This is a genomic window from Microbulbifer sp. YPW16 (assembly GCF_021290385.1).
Taxonomy (GTDB): Bacteria; Pseudomonadota; Gammaproteobacteria; order Pseudomonadales; family Cellvibrionaceae; genus Microbulbifer; species Microbulbifer zhoushanensis.
In genome coordinates this window covers 263,068-287,508 of the sequence record NZ_CP089928.1, presented here as the reverse complement: position 1 = coordinate 287,508, position 24,441 = coordinate 263,068, and the positions used below count along the sequence as shown (strand labels likewise).

Sequence of the window (24,441 nt, the reverse complement as noted above, 5' to 3'; positions counted from 1 at the left end):
TTACTCCTCGTGCTTCGCCTTGTCGCCGCAGGGGCTGAGGTGGTCGAAGTGATCCACCTGGATTGCCAGGTTGACCGCTTCGGCGGCTTCCTGCAATGCGCTGGCCTCTTCTTCGCTGATCACCTTCTTCTCCAGCGCCTTGTCGATACAGTCTGCGTTCAATTGCCGCAGCCCGGCTTTCTTCATCTTGTCGCGGGCTTCCTGGGTCGCACAAACTTTGTTGAAAGCCTGTTCCATGATGTCCACGCCGTCTCCCGGGTTACCCAGGAAGACTCCCCGGGTAAGCCGGTCCCGGGTCTCGGACGGCTCCATCAGGAGCTCGGCGCAGGCCCGGGCCTGGCGGTCTGATGCGGTATGCACGCTGTGGCCCCAGGGCATGGTGAGGAAATGCATCAGGTGGCCGAGGAAACGACGGGGGAAATTCTGGTAGACCTCCATCAGGCTGACCTCAATCTTGTGGAGACCGGCGCGCATGGAGAATTCCAGCAACGGCCTGTCTGCCTCCGGGCTGCCGTCGTCCTTGAATCGCTTCAGTGTCGAGCTGAGCAGGTAGAGCTGGCTGAGCACATCACCGAGGCGCGCAGAGATCAGCTCCTTGCGCTTCAACTCGCCGCCCAGGGACATCAGGGATATTTCAGTAGCCAGGGTCAGGATGGCGGAATAGCGGTTCAGCTGTCGATAGTACTTGGCCGCCGCGCCCACGCCGCGCGGGCTGCTGGCAAACAGGCCGACGGTCCAGCCATGGAAAAAGCCCCGGGCCAGCGTCTTGACCTGGAACCAGGCGTGCTTGGGCAACAGCTCGTCCAGCTCTTCCGTGCCGGCTTCCGTATCCTCATTTTCCGCCGCAAGCATCTCGTCCAGCAGGTAGGGATGGCAGCGGATGGCTCCCTGGCCGAAGATCATCAGGCTGCGCGTCAGGATGTTGGCCCCTTCCACGGTAATGGCCACCGGCACGGCCCGGTAGACATTGCCGATATAGTTAAGCGGTCCGTCCATGATCGCCTTGCCCGCATGGATATCCATCGCGTCATTGATGGCATTGCGCAGCCCGTAGGTAGCGTGGGCCTTCATGATTGCCGAAACGACCGCGGGCTTGAGCCCCTCGTCCAGGGCGCGGGTGGTGGTCTTGTGGGCGGAATCCAGCACGTAGGCAATGCTCGCGATCTCGGCCAGGCGGTGCTGTACACCCTCGAACTTGCCGATCGGGATGCCGAACTGCTCCCTCACCCGCGCATAGGCACCGGTGAGGCGTGCAGACATCTTCGCGCCACCGGTAGAGAGTGACGGCAGGGAAATACCGCGACCCGCAGCCAGGGCGCTCATCAGCATGTGCCAGCCGCGCCCCACATTCTCCTGCCCGCCAATAATCCACTCCATGGGGATAAAGACATCCTTGCCCCAGTTGGGTCCATTCTGGAATGCCTGCATGGCCGGCAGGTGGCGCTGGCCAATGGTGACACCCTCGGTATCGGTGGGTACCAGGGCCACGGTGATCCCCAGCTCCTCCTCGTCTCCCAGGAGGTGATCGGGATCATAAAGCTTAAAGGCAAGTCCCAGGATCGTTGCCACCGGCGCCAGCGTAATGTAACGCTTGTGCCAGTTGACGCGCATCCCCAGCGTCTTCTCACCATTGTATTCGCCGTAACAGACCACCCCGCGGTCGGTCATCGAGGCGGCGTCAGATCCGGCCTCCACACCTGTCAGGCCGAAACACGGGAGTTCCCGGCCGTCGGCCAGGCGCGGCAGAAAATAATCCTTCTGCTCCTCGGTACCGTGTGCCATCAGCAGCTCACCGGGGCCGAGGGAGTTGGGGACCATTACGGTGACGCCCACAGTAGTGCTGCGGGTAGAGATCTTGGTGACAATCTCGGCATGGGCCGTAGGCGAGAAACCGAGACCGCCATATTCCTTGGGAATAATGATGCCGAAAAAGCGCTCTTTCTTCAGGAACTCCCAGACCTCGTCGGGAATGTCGCGGTCCTCGAAGCTGATCTGCCAGTCGTCCACCATCTGGCAGAGCTCTTCAGTCGGGCCATCGAGAAAAGCCTGTTCTTCCTCGGTAAGTTTCGGTGGCCCCATGCTCAGGAGTTCGTCCCAGTTGGGCTTGCCGGACAGCAGTTCCGCATCCCACCACACTTCGCCCGCTTCCATGGCCTCACGCTCGGTTTCGGAGATGGGCGGGAGAACTTTTTTAATCAGGTTTAACAGTGGGCCGGTGAACCATTTTTTTCGCAGGTCGCTCATTGTTTCCTTCCGGGTGCTGGATGGGCGGGCACTGAAAGCCCCCGCGTATGCATGACGGTGTCAGCTCACATGATAGGCGACCGGGGCGCATTGCATCGCAGCGGAGGTCCGCGGCCTAACACATTTGACACTTATTTCGACGACGAAGGACGACAGACATCAGCGTCCTCCCGGGGATAAGGCCGCTCAAGGCCAGTTGGGGGAAAACATCCCCCGGGCACAACCATCCCCAGCCATGAGTCAGGCTAGGGAATGCTACGCCAGGGGTCAAATAACAGATCAGGTGCCAGCAAAGCTGCCCGCAAACAAGCTATTACAGAAGTGCTCCAGCACTCACAATCACACCGTTGTTATCCGCATAAACGAACTCACCCGGCGTAAATGTAACACCGCCGAATGTCACCGGAAGGTCCCGTTCACCGACTCCCTTTTTCTCGGTCTTCATCGGATGTGCACCGAGTGCCTGCACACCCAGGTCCAGCTCGCCAATCTCATCCACATCGCGGATACAGCCATACATCAATATGCCCTCCCAGCCATTGACCACGGCTTTCTCTGCCAGCTGGTCGCCAAGACAGGCCCTGCGCATGGATCCGCCAGCGTCGACCACCAGCACCTGCCCACGTCCCGGCTCCGCCACCAGCTCCCGCACCAGGGAATTGTCCTCGAAGCACTTGATGGTGACGATTCGGCCGCCGAAACATTCACGCCCACCGTAGTTCACCATCATGGGTTCCAGTACCTGAAGCCCATCTCCATGTTCATCACAAAGGTCCGGTGTGGAAATTTTCACAAGCTGCCCCCTTCCGCCTAGTCAGGAAAATACAGTAATTGCACTCCAGTATGCCGCCGCACCCGGCACTTGCAAGCAAGCACAAAAATACCGGGCATTATCCCCACGGATAGTACCCGGTATTGCAGCCGCTGATAGGTGTGCATAGGCCCGATCAGTAGCTGACCCTCACTGGCGTTCCGATCCTGGCGTAGCGATAGAATATCTGCGCCATATGCCGCGGCATGCGAACACAACCGTGCGAGGCCGGGTAATTGGGTACGTGCCCCGACGCGTGCAGCCCAATCCCGCCATTAAAGCGAATGTAATAATGCATCTTCGCGCCACGGTAGTAAGTACCGGGAGGGCGGCGATCGGTACGGGTATTCACATCGGCTTTAACCACTCGCCCGGTCTGCTTGTCGACATAACTGCCGTAAATAGTGGAGCGATGGCGGGGATGTTTGGACAGCACCCGGAAATGCCCCGGGCTGGTCCTGTAGCCCTTCTTGCCCGAAGACACTTTGGACACCCCGACAAGGCGTCCGCCCTTGTAGAAGTAGGCGCGCTGCTCACTCAGGTTGATCTTGATTGATGGTGCACCGGAACTCGATGCCGCGGCCTGCTCATCGAACCAGTTTACGCCTCGCTGGTTAGCTGTGGCCGGAACCGACAGGAATGCGAGCAGTAAGAGCATCAGTCCCGCGTAGGCGAGTGGGGGCCATTCTCGTCTGATCGTGTGCATACATCACCTCACTTGACTCGACGCGGACATTGATCGCGCCTGCACGGGCGTCATCAGTTTTCATTCCCTGGTCCCTTCCGCGTATTCGTTGGCTTCTTCTTAACCCCACTGCCTGTTTGGCAAAAGTAAAGCGGCAGCAGGTCCATTCACTATTCGATTCTATTGCCGCCAGACGAGACCCTTAGACAGATTCCTTCTGTCACGGATGGCCGTTATTGAGGTGGTTTGGGGCACTGGTAATTACGACCGGGGAATGGCTTTCCACTGGTACAGGTTTCGTCGTTAGGGGGTAAAGAATGGGAAATTGGGTCGCTACCTGTCCCGGGCTGGTAACATTGGTATGACTCAGTGCCGGAATTTTTAACGGGGGGAAAGGAAAGGGGTCGGCAGGCTACTTTGTGGGCCCACAATAAAACTTTGATCCCCGCCGGTAATGCAGTGTGAATGTCCCGGGTAACACCGGGATCCGAACCTGGATTGATGTCAGGAATGCAGGCAAAAAAAAAGCGGCCCTTACGGGCCGCTTTTGGGTTATTGCGCTTCAGGGTCACTGGCAAGGAACAGCCAGGTATCCACCGCGGTATCCGGGTTCAGGGATACGCTGTCGATACCCTCATCCATCAGCCAGCGGGCAAAGTCCTTGTGATCAGACGGGCCCTGGCCGCAGATGCCCACGTACTTGCCGGCCTTCTTGCAGGCGCGGATCGCCTTGGAAAGCAGCAGCTTAACCGCCGGGTCGCGCTCATCAAACAGCTCTGCCACCAGACCGGAATCCCGGTCCAGGCCCAGGGTAAGCTGGGTGAGGTCATTGGAGCCGATCGAGAAGCCATCAAAGTGCTGCAGGAAATCCTCCGCCAGCAAGGCATTTGAGGGCAGCTCGCACATCATGATCACTTTCAGGCCGCGCTCACCACGCTTGAGACCGTTGTCCGCCATCAGGGACACCACTTCGGCGGCCTCTGCAGGTGTGCGCACGAACGGCACCATGATTTCCACGTTATCCAGCCCCATCTCTTCGCGCACCTTCTTCAGTGCACGGCACTCCAGGGCAAAGCACTGGCGAAAGTCGTCAGAGCGGTAGCGCGCGGCACCACGGAAGCCCAGCATCGGGTTCTCCTCGCTGGGCTCGTACAGCTGCCCGCCCACCAGGTGTGCGTACTCATTCGACTTGAAGTCCGACAGCCGCACGATCACCCGGTTCGGGGCAAAGGCCGCAGCCAGGGTTGAGATGCCCTCCACCAGCTTTTCGACAATAAAGTCTTCCGGGGAATCGTAGCCGCCAATGCGCTCGCGAATCGTTTTCTGCAGGTCTTCCGGCAGCTTGTCCAGCTCCAGCAGCGCTTTCGGGTGAATGCCGATCATGCGGTTGAGGATAAACTCGAGGCGCGCCAGGCCTACCCCTTCGTTAGGCAGGTGGCTGAACGCAAACGCGCGATCGGGGTTACCGACGTTCAGCATGATCTTGAACGGCAGCTCGGGCATATCCTGCACTTCGGTCTGCTCGCGCTCGAACTCCAGCTCACCGGACATTACGAAACCGGTATCACCCTCTGCACAGGAGACGGTAACCGGGGTGCCGTCCTGCAGCAGTTCGGTGGCGTTGCCGCAACCGACCACAGCGGGAATACCTAGCTCGCGGGCGATGATCGCAGCATGGCAGGTACGGCCGCCGCGATTGGTCACGATAGCGCTGGCCTTTTTCAACACCGGTTCCCAATCCGGGTCTGTCATATCGGTAACCAGGACCTCACCGTCCTGCATTGCAGCCATATCCTCGACTGAATCCAGCACCCGCACACGACCGGCGCCAATACGCTGGCCGATTGCACGGCCCTCGCACAGCACATCGCCGCGCTCCCGCAGGTGGTAACGCTCGATACTGGTGCCTTCGTCCCGGGAGCGGACCGTCTCCGGGCGTGCCTGGACAATAAACAGCTTGCCGGTTTCCCCATCCTTGGCCCACTCGATATCCATCGGCCGGCCGTAGTGTTCCTCGATCTTGCAGGCTTGCAGGGCCAGGCTGGTCAATTCCTCGTCAGTCAGCGAGAAGGTGAGCCGGTCTTCCTCGGCCACCTGCTCGGTTTTGACGGAACGGCCGCATTCTCCCCCCTGGTCATAGACCATCTTTATCGCCTTGCTGCCGCGGTTGCGGCGCAGGATTGCCGGGCGACCAGCCAGCAGTGCCGGCTTGTACAGGTAAAATTCATCCGGGTTCACTGCGCCCTGCACCACGGTCTCACCGAGGCCGTATGCGGAAGTGATAAATACCGCATCGCGGAATCCGCTTTCGGTATCCAGCGTGAACATAACACCGGCGGCACCGATATCGCTGCGTACCATATGCTGGATACCCGCGGAGAGGGCAACGCCGGCATGGGCGTAACCGGTGTGGACCCGGTAAGCAATGGCGCGGTCATTGTAGAGGGAGGCGAAGACCTCCTTCACCGCGGTCAGCACAGCATCGATACCGCGAATATTCAGGAATGTCTCCTGCTGGCCCGCGAACGAGGCATCCGGCAGGTCCTCGGCGGTGGCAGAGGAGCGCACTGCCACGGCGGTTTCACCACCGCCCAGCTTTTCGTAGCCATCGCGGATCTGTTGTTCCAGCTCCGCCGGGAACGGGGTCTCGATAATCCATCCACGGATTTCCTCCCCGGCTTCCGCCAGCGCCCTGACATCCTCGACATTGAGGGTCTGGAGGCGGGCGGCGATGCGCTCCTCGAGCTTTTCGTGGGCGAGGAAGGCGCGGAAAGCGTCAGCCGTGGTGGCAAAGCCACCGGGCACACTGACTCCGGCACCGGCGAGGGAAGAGATCATCTCTCCCAGGGAGGCGTTCTTGCCGCCGACCTTGTCGACATCGCCCATGCCCAGTTGCTCGAAGCTGATGGTAAAACTCGTCACTTGTGCGCCCTCTGCAGCAGGATTTGAGGCGCTGATTATAAGGATGGGTTTTGTAAAAAATACCCCGCAATTTGCGCCGAAAATGTTGTAATTTTTCTACAAAAACGCGCGCGAGACTACAAACAGGAAAAGCCGTAGCATGACCACCCAAACAGCTCCCGGGGACCCCCATGGCAAAGGATAAACGCACCGCATTCTTCGTTTCCGATGGCACCGGCCTCACGGTCGAGGCCATTGGCCACAGCCTGCTGGCCCAGTTTCGCAGCGAGCATGTGGAGCAGGTGACCCTGCCCTATATCGATTCCGCGGATAAGGTGGCACGGGTGATGGAGAGGATCGAGCGCGCCGCCCACGAGTCCGGGCGCCAGCCTATTGTCATCAGCAGTATCGTCGCTGATGAGTTTCGCGCGCAGCTCCACCAGAGCCCCGCGTTGATGCTGGATGTCTTTGAAAGCTACCTGACGCCACTGGCCAACCTCTTCGGCAGCGACCCCGCCCAGACGGTCAATGTGTCCCACGGTATTGCCAACGACAGCCGCTATACCGACCGTATCGAGGCCGTGCACTACGCTATGGACAACGACGACGGGCGCCGGGTACGGGAGTTTGACCGCGCCGATATCATCCTGGTGGGAGTCTCCCGTTCGGGCAAGACCCCCACCTGCCTGTACCTGGCGCTGCAGTTCGGCCTCCGCGCTGCCAACTATCCCATCACCGAGGAGGATATGGACTCCACCTCGCTGCCTAAAATCCTCCGCCCCTACCGGCGCAAGCTGTTCGGCCTCACCATCGATCCCGACCGGCTGATGTCAATCCGGCAGGAGCGCCGCGCCAACAGCCGCTACGCTTCACGGGAACAGTGCGAATTCGAGGTGCGCCAGGTAGAGCAGATGTTGCGGCGGGCGCAGATCCCCTACCTGGATGCCACCCAGCTGTCCGTGGAGGAACTGGCAACCCAGCTGATGTCCCAGGCCGGAATAGAGCGGCGCGTCGGCTGAATTTACGGTAAAGTAGCCGCCTTTTTTGGCCTGGGTAGCCCCAAAAGGGAAACCCGGGTCCCGCGTGGTGCGTATAGAAGCCTGAATGAAATCACTGCAGATCGTCGCCATTCCCTACTCGATCAACACGCCGATGGCCTTTCAGGCCATTGCGGACCTGCCCGCGCCTGTCTGGCTGGACAGCGGGCGCCCGGTAGCACCCGGCGGGCGCTTCGACATTATCAGCGCGGACCCGCTCGCGACGCTGGAGCTCGACGCCCACACCCGTGAACCCTTTTCCGAATTGGACGACCTGTTGTGCGAGCTGGCGCCACAGGACAGCGATGCGCAGCTGCCATTCTGCGGTGGCGCAATCGGCTACGCCGGCTACGAGCTGGGTATGGCGGAGAATTTTCTCGCCCCGGACCCGCGTCCCACCGGCCTTCCCGCCGGTTTTTTCGGGCTCTACAGCTGGGCGCTGATCGTCGATCACCAGCTGTGTGCCAGCCACCTGGTATTCCATCCGGCATGCACAGATATCCAGGTCCGCGACCTGATAGCGCGCTTTAACGCCGTGTCCTGGCAGGATGAAGCCAGCACCGGGCGCTTTGCCCTGGGGGCGCCGTTTGCCCATGAGTTCAGCCGCGATGATTACTGCCGGCGCATCGAGCGGATCCTCGACTACATCCGTGCAGGCGATATCTACCAGGCCAACTTTACCCAGCGTTTTACCGCTCCCTTTGAGGGGGATCCGCTGGCCGCCTACCTGGCGCTCCGCAGCCAGGTGGCTGGCCCCTTCTCGGCCTACCTTGACCTTGCGGGCGGGCAGATACTCAGCCTGTCACCGGAGCGATTTATCCACGCCGACGGCAGCAGCGTGCAGACGGAACCCATCAAGGGTACCGCACCCCGGCACCCGGACCCGGTCGAGGATACCCGGGTGGCCGAAGCGCTACAGCACAGCGTCAAGGACAGGGCTGAGAACCTGATGATCGTCGACCTGCTTCGCAACGACTTCAGCAAGCGCTGCCGCAGCGGCAGTGTGCGCGTGCCGGAGCTGTTCGAACTGGCCACCTTTGCCAACGTGCATCACCTTGTCAGCCGCATTACCGGCGAACTGCCCGAGGGCAGCTATTTCACCGACCTGCTCGGCGCCTGTTTTCCCGGGGGCTCGATCACCGGGGCGCCCAAGCGCCGCGCCATGGAGATAATCCGGGAGCTGGAACTGAGCCCCCGCGGCATCTACTGTGGCAGCATCGGCTACCTGAGCAGCTGCGGCCGTGCGGATACCAATATTGCGATCCGCACCTTCAGCACCAGCGACGGACTTGTCACCGGTGCCGCCGGCGGGGGGATCGTGGCGGATTCAAGCCCCGCTGCGGAACACGACGAGTGCCTGAACAAAATCGGCATGCTGCTGGCCACGCTCGAGACGATGGCCTGACAAACGCTTTCAGTCCCCATAAAACCAGTAGTTATTACCGTATCTCACTTTGATATTTCCAGGTTATTAAAGCCTCTGCTAGATTCTGCGCCAGACAATGGATAGATACGCCCTACCCCTGCGGGAGGGAAGTTAGCCCTAAGGATGAAAGCAGGAGCCGGTTTATGCGCATTACCCTGGTAAAGAAGATTCTCAGTGACGGCTCCCCCTGCGCCAAGTGCCGCGACGTGGAGCAGAAGCTGCGCGACAACGACCAGCTGAGACTGATCGACGAGACCGTGGTTGCCGACGAGCGGGACCAGGCCAGTCCCGGCATGGTCCTGGCGCGCCAATACGGTGTTTCCCGCGCTCCCTTCTTTGTCGTCGAGGACAGTGCAGCTTCCGGGGAACCCCAGGTCTACACTGTCTATTTCAAGTTCGCCAAGGAAGTCCTGCAACCTCTCCAGCGTGCCGCCGAAGCGTCCTGACCGGGACGGGTTTCGTTTAAGTCCCTGACTCTCCCCCCCAGCCCCGGGGCTTCCCCCTATTCTCTCCAGGCGGGAAGCCCAGGGCCTGCGACATTGACTATAATTAAATTCAAATTTAATATTAAGCGGTCAGCTCCGGGTAGCACTGCTCAATTTCCATGCCGGGCTGGGGAGACACTGATGACCGGGAAGCGAACACCAGGAAGACCGCTACACCGTACCAGCACGGACCTCCGCCCGGCGATCATAGATGCCGCAGTACGGTGCTATTCCCAACGCGGGGTCGCTGCGACCGCACTGAAACATATCGCCGGGGAAGCCGGTGTCACGCCCGCCCTACTCCATTATTACTTTGGTTCTCGCGAGCACCTGCAGCAGGCGGTGTTGGACGAGCGTGTTCTTCCCCTCCTGAAGGAAGTCCAACAGCAGTTGGGCCCGGGGGGCCTCAGCGGCTCTCCCGAGGCCCTTGTGCGCCGGTTTATCTCAGCGGTGTCAGCAACCGTCGATCGGCATCCCTGGTGGCCGCCACTATGGACCAGGGAAGTACTTCTTGAAGGCGGCGTATTCCGTGCCCCCTTGATCGAACGAACCGGTAAACAGTTCTTCCAGCAGATCGTCGCGGCATTTTCAGCTGCAAAAGATCGGGGCCAACTCCCCCCAGACATCGATCCGCGACTACTCCTGGTATCACTGGTTGGCCTGACCCTGTTTCCGGCCGCGGCCGCCCCTGTCTGGCGAAACCTGATGGACACCAGGGATATCGATTCACAGGCCATGGAGCGGCACACACTGGCGCTGGTTTCACAGGGAATCGGGGGTCACCATGCCTGAGGGCTTTTTCAGCGGCTCAAGAACACTACGTGCGGCATTGGCCATGGCCGTGCTGGCCATTGCAGCCTGTGATAACAAACAACCGGGTGCCCTTGGCACACTGGAATGGGACCGCATCTCGGTACCGGCTCCCGCGGCAGAAAAAATCGAGGAAACCCTTGTAGTTGAAGGGCAGGATGTAGCCACAGGACAGCCTCTGATGCGCCTCGACGAGCGCGCCACCCGCGCCCGGCTGCAGGTTGCCCGGGCCGAGGTTGCGCGACTGCGGGCACAGTTGGATGAGCTTGAGGAAGGGCCGCGGATTGAGGAGATAGAGCGTGCCGAGGCTGCACTGGAGTCCGCCCGGGCGACACGCCAGGAAGCATACGACAACCATCACCGCCTGCTGGCACTGAAGGAAGAGGATTTTATTTCCCAGGCCGATATCGACCGGGCACGCACGGCGCTGGATACCGCGGCGGCCGAGGTGGAATCGCGCACTGCCGCCCTGCTGGAGTTGCAACGTGGCTCCCGCGCGGAGCAACTCGCACAGGGGCGCGCAGCGCTGGAGCGGGCCGAGGCCGAGGCGCGCCTCCAGGCGGTATTGCTCGATAAGCTTCAGCTCCAGGCGCCCCGCAACGGGCGCATCGACGACCTGCCTTTCCGGACCGGCGATGAGGCTCCGGTTGGTGCCCCCCTGGTCAACATGCTGGTTGGAAAAGCACCCTATGCCCGGGTTTACGTCCCGCAGTCGCTACGCCCCGGCGTCCAGACCGGTGACCGCGCACTGGTTTACATCGACGATGTCGCCGGAAGCTTCGAGGGACGGGTACGCACGATTCGCAGCGAGCCAAGCTTTACGCCCTACTATGCCCTCAGCGGCAAGGATGTCTCCCGCCTCAGCTACCTGGCGGAGATCCAGCTCGGTGCTGACGCAGCGCAGCTACCCTCCGGGCTGCCGCTGCGCGCCGAATTCACCTCCGGCGTGGCAACGACTGGCAACGCAGCGAAAGTGACGACGAAACCGATGCAAACTGACGGGGGGCCGCAGCCCGATGGCAAGTGAGGAGGCGGCCGTGATCGCCCGCGGGCTGACCAAGGTTTTCGGAGACCTGGTGGCAGTGAATGCAGTGGACCTGCGCATCGATAAACGGCAGGTATACGGTTTCCTCGGCCCCAACGGCTCGGGCAAGTCCACCACTATCCGGATGCTCTGCGGCTTGCTCACCCCGAGCGGGGGAAATATTGATGTACTGGGCATGGAGATCCCCAGGCAGGCAGAAGCGCTGCGGCGCCGTATCGGCTATATGACCCAGCACTTCTCGCTGTTTGGCGACCTGACGGTGCGGGAGAACCTGGAGTTTCTCGCCGCTGTCCAGGGCCTCGCGGCCGCCCCGGCACGGCGACGCGTGGCGGAACTGCTGGAGGAGTTCCACTTCTCCGGCATGGAGCGACAACTGGCAGCCACCCTGAGCGGCGGGCAGAAGCAGCGCCTGGCACTGGCCGGCAGCATTGTCCACGGCCCGGAATTATTGTTCCTGGATGAACCCACCAGCGCGGTGGATCCCGAGTCCCGGCGCGACTTCTGGGAGAAACTGTTCGAACTTGCCGACGCCGGCACAACCATACTGGTGTCCTCCCACTACATGGATGAGGCTGAACGCTGTCATCGCCTTGCCATCCTGGACCGCGGCACGCTGGTGGCCGACGGCACGCCCGCGGAACTTACCGGCTCACTGGAAGGGCGCACTATCGCCGTGGAGGCCCAGCAGCCACGCCGGGCCAAGGCCACCGTGCTGGGCCTGCCCGGAGTCATCAGCGCGGCACAGATCGGCAACAGCCTGAGGATACTGTGCGAGTCAGGTGACGGTATCGAGGAGCGCCTGTCCCGGGCGCTCGAGGAGGCTGGCCTGCAGGCGCGACTCACGGCGGCGCGCCCCACGCTCGAGGATGTCTTTGTCGCCGTCACCACTCACCGGGCACCGGGAGAGACCGCGAAAACACCATGAACCTGCGACGCCTCTGGGCGATTGTGATCAAGGAATTGCGACAGCTGCGCCGCGACCGGGTAACCCTGGCGATGATAGCGGGCATTCCCGTGATGCAGCTGGTCCTTTTCGGTTATGCCATCAACCTCAACCTGCGCCACCTGCCGACGGCAATCGTCGACGAGGCACAGACCTCTGCGTCGCGGCAGCTGGCAATGGACATGCTGGCGACGGATATCATCCGACCAGCGGCACACGCCACCACAGCCGAGGACGTCATGGCCCTGATCCACCGCGGCGAGATCAGTGTCGGCATCGTAATACCGCGGGACTTCGAGCGCCGCCTGGCGCGGGGAGAACCTGTGGCGCAGGTGCTTGTGGATGGGAGCGATACCGTTGTCCAGAGTGCGGCTGCCCAGCTGGCCCAACTGCCGCTGACAACGCCGGCCACAGAGCGGGACCGGGCCTCGATTCCCCTGCCCCGTGCACCAATCAGCGTAGTGAGTTTTTATAACCCCCAGCGCGTTTCTGCCATCAATATCGTACCCGGCCTGATCGGCATCATACTGACCATGACCATGGTGATGTTTACCTCGGTTGCGATTGTGCGGGAGCGGGAGCGGGGGAATATGGAACTGCTGATCGCCACCCCGGTGAGCCGCAGCGAACTGATGCTGGGCAAGGTACTGCCCTACGGCATTATCGGCCTGGTGCAGACCACGCTTATCCTGTTGCTGGGGATGTGGCTGTTCGGGGTGCCGGTGCGAGGGAGCGCCATCGACGTCTACTGGGCAGCGTTGTTGCTGATCCTCGCCAACCTGTCCCTGGGGCTGCTGATCTCGACCCGGGCCCAGTCGCAGTTCCAGGCCATGCAGATGACGTTTTTTGTCTTCCTGCCATCGATATTGCTATCGGGATTTATGTTTCCCTTCGAGGGCATGCCGCTACCGGCGAAATGGATTGCAGAGATCCTGCCATTGACACATTTCCTGCGCCTGATCCGGGGCATCATGCTACGGGGCGCCGACCTGCACGAGTTGTGGCCTGAAGTGCTGGCGCTGCTGGCATTTATCACCCTGATGATGACCCTTGCAATCAGCCGCTTCAGCAAGCGCCTGGACTGAACCCGGCGGCTCAGTAAACCGGCAGTTCGAGGTTGGCGAACAGCTCATCCAGCTCTGCCCGGGAGCTGGCATGGGCCGCCTGGTCCACCAGCTCGCGGGTCAGGTGCGGGGCGAACTGCTGGATAAACTCATACATGAAGCCCCGCAGGAAAATGCCCTTGCGGAAGCCAATCTTGGTCACACTGGACTCGAACAGCTCACTCGCATCCAGCGCGACCAGGTCCTCGTCCGCCTCGTCTACCGCCATATCGGCGACGATCCCGATCCCCAGGCCGAGACGCACATAGGTCTTGATGACGTCGGCATCAGCCGCGGTGAAGACCACCTTGGGCGACAGGCCTTTCTCCATAAAGGCGTCATCGAGCTTGGAGCGGCCGGTGAAGCCGAACACGTAGGTCACGATCGGGTACTGTGCCACTTCCTCCAGCGTCAGTTTGCTGAGCTGGCACAGGGGGTGGTCCCTTGGCACCAGCAGGCAGCGGTTCCAGCGATAGACCGGCATCATCACCAGGTCACTGAACAGCTCCAGTGCCTCGGTGGCAATGGCGAAATCCGCAGTGCCATCCGCCGCCATCTCGGAAATCTGCATCGGCGTGCCCTGGTTCATGTGCAGGGAGACTTCCGGGTAACGATTGATAAAGGACTTTATGACCGGTGGCAGCGCGTAACGCGCCTGGGTATGGGTGGTGGCAATCGAGAGACTGCCCTTCTGGTCGTTGCTGAACTCCTGCGCGACCTGCTTGATGTTCTCCACCTTGTGCATGATCTCGCCGGCGGTCTTGAGGATCGCCTCGCCGGCAGGCGTGATACGCGTCAGGTGCTTGCCGCTGCGCGCGAAAATCTCCACGCCGAGCTCGTCTTCCAGCAGGCGGATCTGCTTGCTGATCCCGGGTTGTGAGGTATACAGGCTCTGCGCGGTAGCGGAGACATTCAGGTCGTGGTGGGCAACTTCCCAGATATATCGCAACTGCTGCAGCTTCATGGTTTCTCCCTGGCATCAGGCCCCGGCACCCGGCATCAAGCCCGGACTCCCCCGGCCGCTCTCACGGCAGTTATAAAAACTATAAAAGTTTATGCGAGAAAAGAATAGCAGCGAATTCCCGGGACGGGCAAAGCCAATAACCGGCCGATCGGCCATGGTGTGACAGCAGACACGGCAAGTGTGGTTCCTGCCGCCATTCAGCGGCCCCGCCCGCGTCCCGGACGCTAATCAACAGGCTGTCAGGACTGCCCCTCGAGATTGGCGATGCCGTGGGGCACATGGCCGGTGGCGACATGCTCGGCGGCCGAAGCACAGTGTGCCGGCTGGTCATCAAAAAAGACATCCGCCCCAAAGGCGCGCAGGAATTCACCCTTGGGCAGGCCACCGAGGAATACTGATTCGTCGATCCGCACGTTCCAGGCCCGGAGGGTGCGGATAACCCGCTCGTGTGCCGGCGCCGAGCGGGCCGTCACCAGGGCAGTCCGTATCGGGCAGTTGTCAGGGGCAAATTCGGCCTGCAGCTGCTGCAGGGCTTCCAGGAAGCCCTTGAACGGCCCACCACCCAGCGGTTGCTGTGCCGAGGCCCGCTCTGAGGCTGCGAATGCGGCGAGCCCATCGCGCTTGAAAATCTGCTCGGCTTCATCGGAGAAAATCACCGCATCGCCGTCAAAGGCGAATCGCAGGGTGTCATCTTCCCGCCAGCGATCGCCACCCGCCACCAGGGTCGCGGCGGCCACGCCCTGCTCCAGCGCCCGGCGCACGTCCTGACCGTCAGTGGACAGGAACAGGTGGCAGCCAAATGGGGCGATATAGCGATAGGGACTGTCGCCGTTGCAGAAGGCCGCGCGGGTAATATCGAGACCGTAGTGCTCGATGGAATTGAATACCCGCAGCCCGGTGTCCGCACTGTTGCGAGACAACAGGATCACCTCGACCCGCGGATTCCCTTCCAGGCGCTGGTTGATCTGCAGGAACTTTTCCACCAGGGGAAAGGCATCGCCCTTCTCCAGCACGTCGTTCTCATGTTCCACCTGGTAGGCAGAAAACGCCTCCAGCCCCTGCTCTTCAAACACCCGGTGGCTGTCGCCCAGGTTGAACAGCGCCCGGGAGGAAATCGCAATCACCAGCTTGTCGGTGCGTGGCATTACGGCCCCTCCACGTCTTCGAGGCCGTTGGGGCGGCTGTCGTCGCGCCGGTCGCTGAGCAGGGTGAACAGCATTCGTTCCAGGTCCTCGCGGGTGCGATCGGAGCGCACGCCGCGCTGGTTGACGATCACCAGGAAGACCGCGTGGCAGGTTTCCAGTGTGGCCCGGGCCAGGCGGTTCATCTCATTGTCCGGACAGGCGAAGCCCATTCGCCGGAACATATCACTCAGGTGGGTGATGATCAGCTCGTCGTGGCGCTCGTCGAGTTCATGCAACTCGGGAATACCCCACATTGCCTGCACCAGCGGCAACAGGCCCCGCTGCTCGCGATAGACCTTCAGCAGGCGATCGACCAGCTCGGCGATAAACTCCTGCAGTGACATATCCTCCACACCGGACTGGCCGAGCTCTTCCAGGGCGGTGGTCATACTCGCGAGCCACTGCTCCCCCATCGCGTAGAGGATCGCGTGCTTGTTGGGAAAGTAGTGGTACAGGGAGCCCACCGAGACCCCCAGGTCCTTGGCGATCAGGATGGTGGTGAGGTCATTCAGGCCCACTTCTTCCAGCAGCCGCCCGGTGGTATCCAGGATCCTGCGGGTGCGTTCGCGGGCACGCGCCTGGACCGGCTCACGGCGTGGGGCGAGCTGGCTCTTGCGCTTGCGTTGTTCAGAGTTAGACAAATCCATGCCCCCATTCTCAGGTAACCGCAGTTTACCATCAATAGCTCCGGCGTCAGTCCCGACTGCACCATTCACGGGCATAAAAAAACCGGCGCGTTGCGCCGGTTTTTACACTCCCATCCTGTGAGCAATGGGGGATCAGAAGCGATAGTCCAGGTTGACGCCCAGTACGCGGCCCCGCGACGGGTCGGTCTTGGTTGCCGGCAGGTTGTACAGCGCCTCGGCGTAACCCCAGTGGTAGTACTCCTCACCGGTGAGGTTCTCGGCGTACAGGCCCGCGGTCCAGCTGTCATCCTGGGACGTGAGCGACACTCGCATGTTGAACACATTGCGGGCGTCCAGGCGCACTGCCTTGGTGTTCTCCAGGTCGGACCACTGCTCGCCGGTGTAGGTGTATTCACCGGAAACCGAGACTTCACCCATACCGGTCATCAGGTGGTAGGTGAGCACCGTGGCCGAGGAGAAGGCCGGCGAGAACGCCATCTCGTTGCCGTCACAGGTTTCACACAGCTCCGCCGGGGCACCGGTAAACTCGGTATCCAGCCACGCCAGGCCCATGTACAGGTCCAGGTTGTCGGTCAGCAGCCACTGGGCATCCACTTCCAGGCCCTGGCCCGTGGACTCGCCCACATTGCGGGTAATGGCCGCCGCACCGACGAAGAAAGCCTGCTGCAGGTCATCATAGGTGTACTGGAAAGCCGCGGCATTGAGGGCCAGGCGGTTATCCAGCAGGCGCGCCTTCACGCCCAGCTCGTAGGACAGGACGTTCTCCTCGTCGAACTTGCTCGGTTCGGCATTGCTGGCGTCTACCTCATAGCCCTGCTCGTCCAGCCACTCGTACTGGCTGTCGGCATCAGTGCCGTAGGCGGGATCTGTAACGTTGTAGCTCAGGTAATCAAAACCGCCGGACTTGTAGCCGGTGGCCACGCTGGCGTAAGCGGTGAGCTCGTCGCTCAGCACCTGGGTCAGGGTCGCTCGACCGGAGACGTTGCTCCAGGTGTTGTCCCCGATAATGGCACCGTTGGTGTACATGGCCTGGTAGTTCCAGCCGCCGGTCCAGGTATCGGGCCACGGGGAGTCCACGCTGTACATCTTGTCGTCTTCGGTGTAACGGACACCCAGGCCCAGGGTGGTGGATTCACCCAGGTCGTAGGTGGTATTGGCGAAAACGCCCCAGCCGGAGTATTCGCCGACAGTGTAGGCCTCTTCGATAGAGAGCATACCCGGGGCGTATTCCCAGGAATCGCCCCCGAAGCCGAAGGCTTCGTCCAGCACATCCTGCGGCAGTGCGTCACAGGTGACGAAGCTGTCGAGGCCCTCTTCCCACTCGTCGGCATAGATGCCGTCGCAGATAAAGTCCTCGTTGTCGACACCGGCAAAGTAGGTATCCAGCTCTTCCTTGTAGTAGGAGGCACCCAGCACGTAATTGAACGGGCCGCTGCTGTTGGAGGTCAGGCGGAATTCCTGGCTGAAGAAGTCACCGGACTGGTCGCGGTAGTAGGTATCGATCGGGAAAGGCGTCCCGTCGAAATCCTCTACATAGCTGTAGTCATGGGTCTTGTAGCCGGTAATCGAAGACAGGGTGGAGCCACTGGCCAGATCGTGCTCGATGGTCAGGATCACATCGCCGATCTGCGACTCATCCTTGCCCCGCTCGTCGTTATAGACCTGGTCATAATCCCCTTCCGGGATCGGGTAGTTGTAACCTGCATCGGTGTCGAAAGCGCGGTAGATGGTGCCGTCGCTGATGCGGTCCTCATACTGGGCCAGCAGGGTTACCGTGGTGTTATCCATGCCGTCGTAGACAGTGGTAATGCGCATGGCATTCAGCTCACTGGCGCCCAGGTCGGGACCACCGGCGAGGTTCTCCACATGGCCGTCTTCCTGGAAGTGCTTGCCGGCGAACCGGACCGCGAGGTCCTCACCCACGGGCATGTCGAGCCCGCCCTCGATCTCGGTGCGCCCGTACTGGCCCGCGCCCACGGAAACCTCGCCGGCGACAGTATCGCCGGGCTTGCGGGAAACCATGGAGATGGCACCAGAGGCGGTGTTACGGCCAAACAGGGTGCCCTGCGGGCCCTTCACAACCTCGACCCGCTCCAGGTCGTACATGCTCGGGGTGGCACCGGTGCGGCTCTGGTAGACACCATCGAGGAAAATCCCCAGCGCCGGGTCACTGCCGCTGCCGAAGCTGTTGTTGTTTACCCCGCGCACGGAGACCGAATCGAAATAGGAGTCGGTGGTCTCGCCGGAAATACCGGGGGTCAGGGAGAACAGGTCCTTGAAGTCGCTCAGGTTACTGTTCTTGACCGTCTCACCGGTAAAGGCGCTCACCGCCATCGGCACGTCCTTGAGGGACTCGGCACGCATCTGGGCGGTGACGGTCACCTCCTCGATCTGCGCCGCGCCGGCACCGGTACCGACAGCGAATACGGCGGCACCAACGGCCGAGGCCAGCAGGTGTTTCCGCGTGGAAAGTGTTTTATCTGTAACAGGCATGGTCGTCCCCGTCTTTGTTGTTATTCAGGGTTGCTCATCCAATACCGCCGATGGCAGTACCCCATCGAAAAGCTTGAGAGTGTGTTATCCCACAAACCGAATATTTATTCAAATTTCTATTTGGCAGTCAGTCGGTCCCCGGATCCCGGCGACCGTGAACGCACCAGAATCAGGCACCCAGCTTGTCTTTGAGGCTGTAGTAGAGCATCCCCGCTACCAGCCCCGGCCAGCGCAGCAAGGTGCCGCCCGGGAAGGTCGGTGTTGGAATTTGCGCCAGTATATCAAAACGCTCCTCCGTACCCGCGATCACCTCGGAGATTAATTTGCCGGCGAATGTCGCCGTGGGGACACCGTGACCGGAATAGCCCTGGCTGTAGTAGACATTGGGCTCCAGCCGTCCCAGGTGCGGCATCCGGTTCATGGTGATCGCCAGGGTGCCGCCCCAGCCGAAATCGATCCGCGTGTCCGCCAGCTGCGGGTAGACCGCCAGCATATACTTGCGCACAAACGCGCGGATATCCTGGGGGAACCGGGAGGTGTAATTCTCGCCCCCGCCGAAGATCAGCCGGTTATCACCGGACAGCTTCCAGTAGTCGATCACGAACAGGGTGTCCTGCAGTGCGTAGTCATTGGCGATCAAATCCTGTGCCAGCGCGTCCGGGAGGGGCTCCGTCGCCAGCACGAAATTGTTGATAGGCATGATCTTGCCTGCCATGCGCGGCTCCAGCTTGCCCAGGTAGCCGTTACAGGCAAGCACTACATTCCTGGCCCGCACCTGCCCTTTTGCGGTCTCGACCAGGCACGGGGAGCCTCCGCGGTAGCCTGTGACGCGGCTGTTCTCATAAAAGGTGACCCCCGCAGCAGCGGCGGCGTCCGCCAGGCCCAGGGCAAAGTTCAGCGGGTGCAGGTGCAGTGAGCCATCATCCACCTGGGCCCCGAAGTACCGCTCGGAACCCACCATCGTCCGGGCCTCGGCTTCATCGGCGTAGCGGATCTGCTTGTAGCCGTAACGCTCGCGCAGCAGCTCCACCTCCTGCTTCAGGTGCTCATTGTCGCTGCGCTTGGCCGCCAAGTGCAGGATGCCCCGCTTGAGGTCACAGTCGATTCCATGCCTGTCGATCAGGTGCTCCACCAGCTGTACCGCCTCGACGCTCATGTCCCACAGCTGCCGCGCGGTGTCGAGCCCGAGCATCTTTTCCAGGTCCTCCTGCCCCTTGCGCTGGCCGACACCCACATGGCCGCCATTGCGCCCCGAGGCCCCCCAGCCGACCCGTTCCGCTTCCAGCACCACCACCTTGTAGCCCCGCTCTGCCAGGTGCAGCGCCGAGGAGAGCCCGGTGTAGCCGGCGCCAATCACGCAGACGTCTGCCTCCACATTCCCCTCCAGGGCCGGGTACACCGGTGCCGGGTTGGCGCTGGCTGCATAGTATGAGTCGGTGTGCCCGATCAACTTGTTCACTGTGCCGGTGGCCGTCATTTCATCATCTCCGCAGGTGGTCTCCGGGCATTGCCCGAAAACCGAATAATCGTTCAATTTATATTGAATAATAATTCGGTTTCTTGTCATAATCAAAGCCTGTGGCGAAACAGCGATTTCGCCGCCTCACTCAAGCCCCGGTGTGATGCTACCTGTCTCACACCGGGCGTATACTAATGCAACTCCACCAAGGGGCAGATCTTTTAGATCAAGGTGCAAAATGGACAAGATTAAACAGTGGCTCGCAGAACACGATATTTCCGAAGTGGAGTGTCTGGTGCCCGATATGTCCGGAAACGCGCGGGGCAAGTTTACCCCCACGGACAAATTCCTCACCCAGGACAGCCGCCTGCCGGAAAGTATCCTGGTACAGACCGTTACCGGGGATTACGTCGACGAGCATAACGAGCTCGTGGACCCGGCGGATACCGACATGCTGCTGGAACCTGATCCGGACTCAATCCGCCTGAACCCCTGGGCCAACGAGCCCACAGCACAGATAATCCATGACTGCTACACCCGGGACGGCAAGCCGCACCCCATCAGCACACGCAATATACTCAAGTTTGTATTGGAGAAATACGCTGAAATGGGCTGGAAGCCGGTGGTGGCACCGGAGGTGGAATTCTACCTGGTCAAGCGCAACCTCGACCCGGACGAGAAACTGTCAGCGCCGATCGGCCGCTCGGGCCGCACGGAGAAAACCCGGCAATCCTACAGTATTGATGCGGCCAACGAGTACGAACCCATCATTGAGGACATGTACGACTTCTCCGAGGCACAGGGACTGGATGTCGACACCCTGATCCACGAGTCCGGTACCGCCCAGATGGAAATCAACTTCCTCCATGGGGATGCGCTAAAACTGGCGGACCAGGTCTTTACGTTCAAACGCACCGTGCGCGAGACGGCCCTGCGCCATGGCATCTATGCCACCTTCATGGCAAAGCCGATGGAACAGGAACCCGGCAGCGCGCTGCATATCCACCAGAGCATTGTGGATATGGAGTCCGGGCGAAACATATTTGTCGACGAGGACGGCAGGGAAAACCAGACATTCATGCATTTTATTGGCGGGATGCAGAAGTACACCCCGGGCTTTATCAGTTTCTTCGCGCCCAATGTGAACTCCTATCGCCGCTTCACGCCGGAAATTGCCGCCCCCACCAGCCTGCACTGGGGGTATGACAACCGCACAACCGGCCTGCGGGTACCCGACAGCTCACCGCAGGGCAAGCGCCTCGAAAACCGCTTCCCCGGTGCGGACTGCAACCCCTACCTGGCGATCGCAACGTCTCTCGCCTGTGGTTACCTGGGCATTATCAATCGTATCGAGCCGAGCGAGCCCTATGCCGGGGATTGCTCGTCCGAACCCATTTCCCTGCCCCGCACCCAGGAGCATGCCCTCAGCCTGTTGGCGGAGTGCAAAGAGGCAAAGCAGATGTTCGGGGAAAAGTTCGTGCGTGCCTGGAGCGCCATCAAGCGCGACGAGTACGAGGAATTCAACCGGGTAATCAGCTCCTGGGAGCGTGAATACCTGCTGCTGAACGTCTGATTGACACGACAGCAGACACTTCCTGAAAAACGCCAATGCCGGAAAGGCCCCAATAAAGGGGCCTTTTTTGATTATAAATTTAATTTTTTTGCTGACTATTCGTGAAAATTAGGCAGATTTTTACGGAAAGATCCTTTCAGCGCAAAAAAACTTGACCCACTTTCCAAACCGCGAAATAGCTCTCCCGAGCCAATTGCCCCCCCTGTAATGCCCGCTAATCTGGATCACGCCTGTCACCAACAGGTGAACCGACCCGGGATGTGGGATCAGGGAAATGGAGCCAGGGGTCCCCTGCGCTGGTGCCCTCGTTCCCACAACCCCGGCCCAACCCAATGGCGGCGATATCGCAGGCGGCTGGCATTGCCGTTCCCCGCCTGTGCGTTGCGTGCGGAGGCGATCCCACCAAACGCAGCCTCGTCCTTCCGGATAGAAAAGGAATAATAAGCAATGAAGCACTTAATCGGTTTTAGCTGCGCGATTTCAATGACCCTGGGCGCCCATGCGGCCGACCGCATCCCGGCAACCCCGGACCTGCTGTCGAAAAGCATCCAGTCAGCCCAGGCTGCCCAGGACGTCACCCTGGAAGAGGTAAAATCCCGGACCCTGCCCAATGGCAAGACCGTGACCCGCTACCGCCAGACCCACCGGGGTATACCGATATGGGGCGCTACCGTCACCAGCTCCGGTAAGGGCAACACTGCCCGGGTCACTGGCGAGGTGATTGCCGGACTCGACCTCGAAGTCCCCTCGACTCGCCCTACCATCAAACCGGAAAATGCCCTTGCGCGGGCCATGTCCCGGAGCATTGCACTGCGCATGGAATCCGGGCAGGCAACCCCCCAGTCTGCCAACGCCCTGAAGCTATCAGCAGCCAACCAGCGGCAGAAATTATACGTTTACCTGGATGAACAGGATCGGGCGCGCCTGGCCTACCTGGTGAGCTGGGTGGAGTATGGCGAGAACCCTGCCCGCCCCTTTTTCTTTATCGACGCGCTTACCGGGGAGGTACTCTCGCAATGGGACGGTCTCACCAATCGGGACGCAAACGGCCCCGGGGGTAACGAGAAAACGGGTCGCTACGACTATGGCAGTGACTTCCCCACCCTGCTGGTATCCAGTGACTGCCGGTACGATTCGCCAAACGTGGAAACCGTCGACATGGACAACCGCACCAGCGGCGGCAGTATTTTCGCGATCGACAGCTGCCCGGCAAGCGGCACCCCCTACAACGACTACCGCTACATCAACGGGGCCTTTTCCCCCCTGAACGACGCACACTATTTCGGCAACGTGGTGTTCGACCTGTTCAGCGACTGGTATGGCACCGCGCCCCTGACCCAGAAACTGCGCCTGCGGGTCCACTACGGCAACAGCTACGAAAATGCTTTCTGGGATGGCAGCCAGATGACCTTTGGTGACGGGGCTTCCCGCTTTTACCCCCTGGTCAGCCTTGACGTCACCGCCCATGAAGTGAGCCATGGCTTTACCGAGCAGAACTCGAACCTGCGCTACTCGGCACAGTCCGGCGGCATCAACGAGGCATTTTCAGATATGGCCGGTGAGGCTGCAGAATACTATATGCGTGGCAGCAACGATTGGCTGGTCGGGCAGGAGATTTTCAAGTCGAGCGGTGCACTGCGCTATTTCGAGGACCCCACCCGGGATGGCAACTCCATCGGTAATGCGGCCGACTACTACTCCGGCATGGATGTCCATCACAGCTCCGGCGTATTCAACCGGGCCTTCTACCTGCTGGCCAATAGCACCGGATGGGATACACGCAGGGCTTTCGACGTCTTCGTTCTGGCCAACCAGAGCTACTGGGGCAGCACTACAGACTTCAACCAGGGCGCCTGTGGCGTGGTTGAGGCCACCCGCGATTACAGTTACGACGAAGCCGATGTAATTGACGCGTTTGATGCGGTCGGCGTCTCCACTTCCGCCTGCACCGATACACAGCCACCGGTGGGATCAGAACTGGAAAATGGCGTTCCCGTCAGCGGCCTTTCGGGCAGCCAGGGGCAGGAGATTTTCTACACACTCGAAGTTCCCGCCGAAGCTACCAGCACCAGCTTTGAGATTTCCGGCGGTTCCGGCGATGCAGACCTGTACGTTAAATACGGTTCGGCGCCCACCACCTCCAGTTACGATTGCCGTCCCTACCGCAATGGCAACAACGAAAACTGCTCGTTCAACCCGGCCCAGGCCGGCACCTACCATGTGATGCTCAGGGGTTACAGCAGCTTCAGTGGCGTGGAGCTCGTGGGCAGCTACAGTGATGATGCCGGGGACAGCTTGACCCGGACAGAGCTTTCCGGCGGCCAGGGGTCCTGGCAGCACTTCACCCTGGACGTCGGTGAGGGGCGCTCCCTGCTCGAGGTGCAGATGTCCCAGGGCAGCGGTGACGCCGACCTTTATGTTCGCTATGGCAGCCAGCCCACTACCAGCAGTTACGACTGCCGTCCCTACCGGAACGGCAACAGCGAGCTGTGCTCGTTCAGCAATCCCCAGTCCGGGACCTGGCATATCAGCATCCGCGGCTACCGTTCCTATAACGGTGTAACCCTGGAGGCCTCAGCCACACCATGATGCGGGCATTTACGACCGGCTTCCACAGCGGCCAGGCCTGAA

General features: G+C 60.9%; 18 protein-coding genes. 9 read left to right on the top strand and 9 right to left on the bottom strand.

Annotated features, from left to right (window positions below; genetic code table 11):
- The 4 genes from LVE68_RS01250 to ppsA all read right to left on the bottom strand — a co-directional run bounded on the left by LVE68_RS01250 (position 1) and on the right by ppsA (position 6,662).
- Positions 1-2,244: an acyl-CoA dehydrogenase gene (locus LVE68_RS01250; protein WP_232942412.1), complete on the bottom strand. Its 2,244-nt coding sequence runs from the start codon at positions 2,242-2,244 to the stop codon at positions 1-3.
- Between the two features lie 313 nt (positions 2,245-2,557).
- Complete coding sequence (gene rraA, locus LVE68_RS01245; protein ID WP_232942410.1) at positions 2,558-3,037, bottom strand: ribonuclease E activity regulator RraA; 480 nt, start codon at positions 3,035-3,037, stop codon at positions 2,558-2,560.
- Between the two features lie 154 nt (positions 3,038-3,191).
- On the bottom strand, positions 3,192-3,761 hold the full coding sequence (locus LVE68_RS01240; RefSeq protein WP_232942408.1) for a L,D-transpeptidase family protein: 570 nt from the start codon (positions 3,759-3,761) through the stop codon (positions 3,192-3,194).
- A 531-nt stretch (positions 3,762-4,292) separates the two neighbouring features.
- Positions 4,293-6,662: a phosphoenolpyruvate synthase gene (ppsA, locus tag LVE68_RS01235; protein WP_232942406.1), complete on the bottom strand. Its 2,370-nt coding sequence runs from the start codon at positions 6,660-6,662 to the stop codon at positions 4,293-4,295.
- 170 nt (positions 6,663-6,832) lie between these two features.
- On the opposite strand from ppsA, the gene ppsR reads away from it, so the two are divergent.
- The 7 genes from ppsR to LVE68_RS01200 all read left to right on the top strand — a co-directional run bounded on the left by ppsR (position 6,833) and on the right by LVE68_RS01200 (position 13,472).
- Positions 6,833-7,660 carry a posphoenolpyruvate synthetase regulatory kinase/phosphorylase PpsR gene (ppsR, locus tag LVE68_RS01230; RefSeq protein WP_232942404.1) on the top strand — a complete coding sequence of 276 codons (828 nt, stop codon included), beginning with the start codon at positions 6,833-6,835 and terminating at the stop codon, positions 7,658-7,660.
- Positions 7,661-7,745: 85 nt separating this feature from the next.
- A complete protein-coding gene (gene pabB, locus LVE68_RS01225) occupies positions 7,746-9,083 on the top strand; it encodes an aminodeoxychorismate synthase component I (RefSeq protein ID WP_232942402.1) in 1,338 nt (445 codons plus the stop codon).
- A gap of 164 nt (positions 9,084-9,247) precedes the next feature.
- Positions 9,248-9,550 carry a hypothetical protein gene (locus LVE68_RS01220; protein ID WP_232942400.1) on the top strand — a complete coding sequence of 101 codons (303 nt, stop codon included), beginning with the start codon at positions 9,248-9,250 and terminating at the stop codon, positions 9,548-9,550.
- 180 nt (positions 9,551-9,730) lie between these two features.
- The gene (locus LVE68_RS01215; RefSeq protein ID WP_232942398.1) at positions 9,731-10,381 is read left to right on the top strand and encodes a TetR/AcrR family transcriptional regulator; all 651 of its coding nucleotides are present in this window, start codon (positions 9,731-9,733) and stop codon (positions 10,379-10,381) included.
- Complete coding sequence (locus LVE68_RS01210; RefSeq protein ID WP_232942396.1) at positions 10,374-11,426, top strand: HlyD family secretion protein; 1,053 nt, start codon at positions 10,374-10,376, stop codon at positions 11,424-11,426. Before LVE68_RS01215 ends, LVE68_RS01210 begins: the two co-directional genes overlap by 8 nt.
- Positions 11,416-12,369 (top strand): ABC transporter ATP-binding protein, encoded by a 954-nt coding sequence (locus LVE68_RS01205; RefSeq protein ID WP_232942394.1) that lies wholly within the window; start codon positions 11,416-11,418, stop codon positions 12,367-12,369. Before LVE68_RS01210 ends, LVE68_RS01205 begins: the two co-directional genes overlap by 11 nt.
- Complete coding sequence (locus LVE68_RS01200) at positions 12,366-13,472, top strand: ABC transporter permease (RefSeq protein WP_232942392.1); 1,107 nt, start codon at positions 12,366-12,368, stop codon at positions 13,470-13,472. Before LVE68_RS01205 ends, LVE68_RS01200 begins: the two co-directional genes overlap by 4 nt.
- 10 nt (positions 13,473-13,482) lie before the next feature.
- On the opposite strand, the gene cysB is transcribed toward LVE68_RS01200, so the two are convergent.
- The 5 genes from cysB to LVE68_RS01175 all read right to left on the bottom strand — a co-directional run bounded on the left by cysB (position 13,483) and on the right by LVE68_RS01175 (position 20,255).
- Positions 13,483-14,454: an HTH-type transcriptional regulator CysB gene (gene cysB / locus LVE68_RS01195; protein WP_232942390.1), complete on the bottom strand. Its 972-nt coding sequence runs from the start codon at positions 14,452-14,454 to the stop codon at positions 13,483-13,485.
- A gap of 239 nt (positions 14,455-14,693) precedes the next feature.
- Positions 14,694-15,578, bottom strand: a complete 885-nt coding sequence (locus LVE68_RS01190; RefSeq protein WP_370636828.1) for a 5'-nucleotidase — start codon at positions 15,576-15,578, stop codon at positions 14,694-14,696.
- Positions 15,579-15,598: 20 nt separating this feature from the next.
- On the bottom strand, positions 15,599-16,285 hold the full coding sequence (locus LVE68_RS01185) for a TetR/AcrR family transcriptional regulator (protein WP_232942386.1): 687 nt from the start codon (positions 16,283-16,285) through the stop codon (positions 15,599-15,601).
- Positions 16,286-16,417: 132 nt separating this feature from the next.
- A complete protein-coding gene (locus LVE68_RS01180; protein ID WP_232942384.1) occupies positions 16,418-18,778 on the bottom strand; it encodes a TonB-dependent receptor in 2,361 nt (786 codons plus the stop codon).
- 169 nt (positions 18,779-18,947) lie between these two features.
- Positions 18,948-20,255 (bottom strand): NAD(P)/FAD-dependent oxidoreductase, encoded by a 1,308-nt coding sequence (locus LVE68_RS01175; RefSeq protein ID WP_232942382.1) that lies wholly within the window; start codon positions 20,253-20,255, stop codon positions 18,948-18,950.
- Between the two features lie 220 nt (positions 20,256-20,475).
- Here LVE68_RS01175 and LVE68_RS01170 point away from each other — a divergent pair, with 220 nt between their 5' ends.
- Positions 20,476-21,810, top strand: coding sequence for a glutamine synthetase family protein (locus tag LVE68_RS01170; RefSeq protein WP_232942380.1), 1,335 nt, complete (start codon positions 20,476-20,478; stop codon positions 21,808-21,810).
- Between the two features lie 447 nt (positions 21,811-22,257).
- Positions 22,258-24,399, top strand: a complete 2,142-nt coding sequence (locus LVE68_RS01165; protein WP_305080391.1) for a M4 family metallopeptidase — start codon at positions 22,258-22,260, stop codon at positions 24,397-24,399.
- The last annotated feature ends 42 nt before the right edge of the window (positions 24,400-24,441 follow it).

Coding starts and splice junctions, on each gene's coding strand:
- LVE68_RS01180 (WP_232942384.1), bottom strand. CDS start 18,778: ATGCCTGTTACAGATAAAACACTTTCCACGCGGAAACACCTGCTGGCC.
- LVE68_RS01170 (WP_232942380.1), top strand. CDS start 20,476: ATGGACAAGATTAAACAGTGGCTCGCAGAACACGATATTTCCGAAGTG.
- LVE68_RS01210 (WP_232942396.1), top strand. CDS start 10,374: ATGCCTGAGGGCTTTTTCAGCGGCTCAAGAACACTACGTGCGGCATTG.
- LVE68_RS01250 (WP_232942412.1), bottom strand. CDS start 2,244: ATGAGCGACCTGCGAAAAAAATGGTTCACCGGCCCACTGTTAAACCTG.
- LVE68_RS01185 (WP_232942386.1), bottom strand. CDS start 16,285: ATGGATTTGTCTAACTCTGAACAACGCAAGCGCAAGAGCCAGCTCGCC.
- LVE68_RS01240 (WP_232942408.1), bottom strand. CDS start 3,761: ATGCACACGATCAGACGAGAATGGCCCCCACTCGCCTACGCGGGACTG.
- LVE68_RS01175 (WP_232942382.1), bottom strand. CDS start 20,255: ATGACGGCCACCGGCACAGTGAACAAGTTGATCGGGCACACCGACTCA.
- LVE68_RS01165 (WP_305080391.1), top strand. CDS start 22,258: ATGAAGCACTTAATCGGTTTTAGCTGCGCGATTTCAATGACCCTGGGC.
- pabB (WP_232942402.1), top strand. CDS start 7,746: ATGAAATCACTGCAGATCGTCGCCATTCCCTACTCGATCAACACGCCG.
- LVE68_RS01205 (WP_232942394.1), top strand. CDS start 11,416: ATGGCAAGTGAGGAGGCGGCCGTGATCGCCCGCGGGCTGACCAAGGTT.
- ppsR (WP_232942404.1), top strand. CDS start 6,833: ATGGCAAAGGATAAACGCACCGCATTCTTCGTTTCCGATGGCACCGGC.
- cysB (WP_232942390.1), bottom strand. CDS start 14,454: ATGAAGCTGCAGCAGTTGCGATATATCTGGGAAGTTGCCCACCACGAC.
- LVE68_RS01215 (WP_232942398.1), top strand. CDS start 9,731: ATGACCGGGAAGCGAACACCAGGAAGACCGCTACACCGTACCAGCACG.
- LVE68_RS01200 (WP_232942392.1), top strand. CDS start 12,366: ATGAACCTGCGACGCCTCTGGGCGATTGTGATCAAGGAATTGCGACAG.
- LVE68_RS01220 (WP_232942400.1), top strand. CDS start 9,248: ATGCGCATTACCCTGGTAAAGAAGATTCTCAGTGACGGCTCCCCCTGC.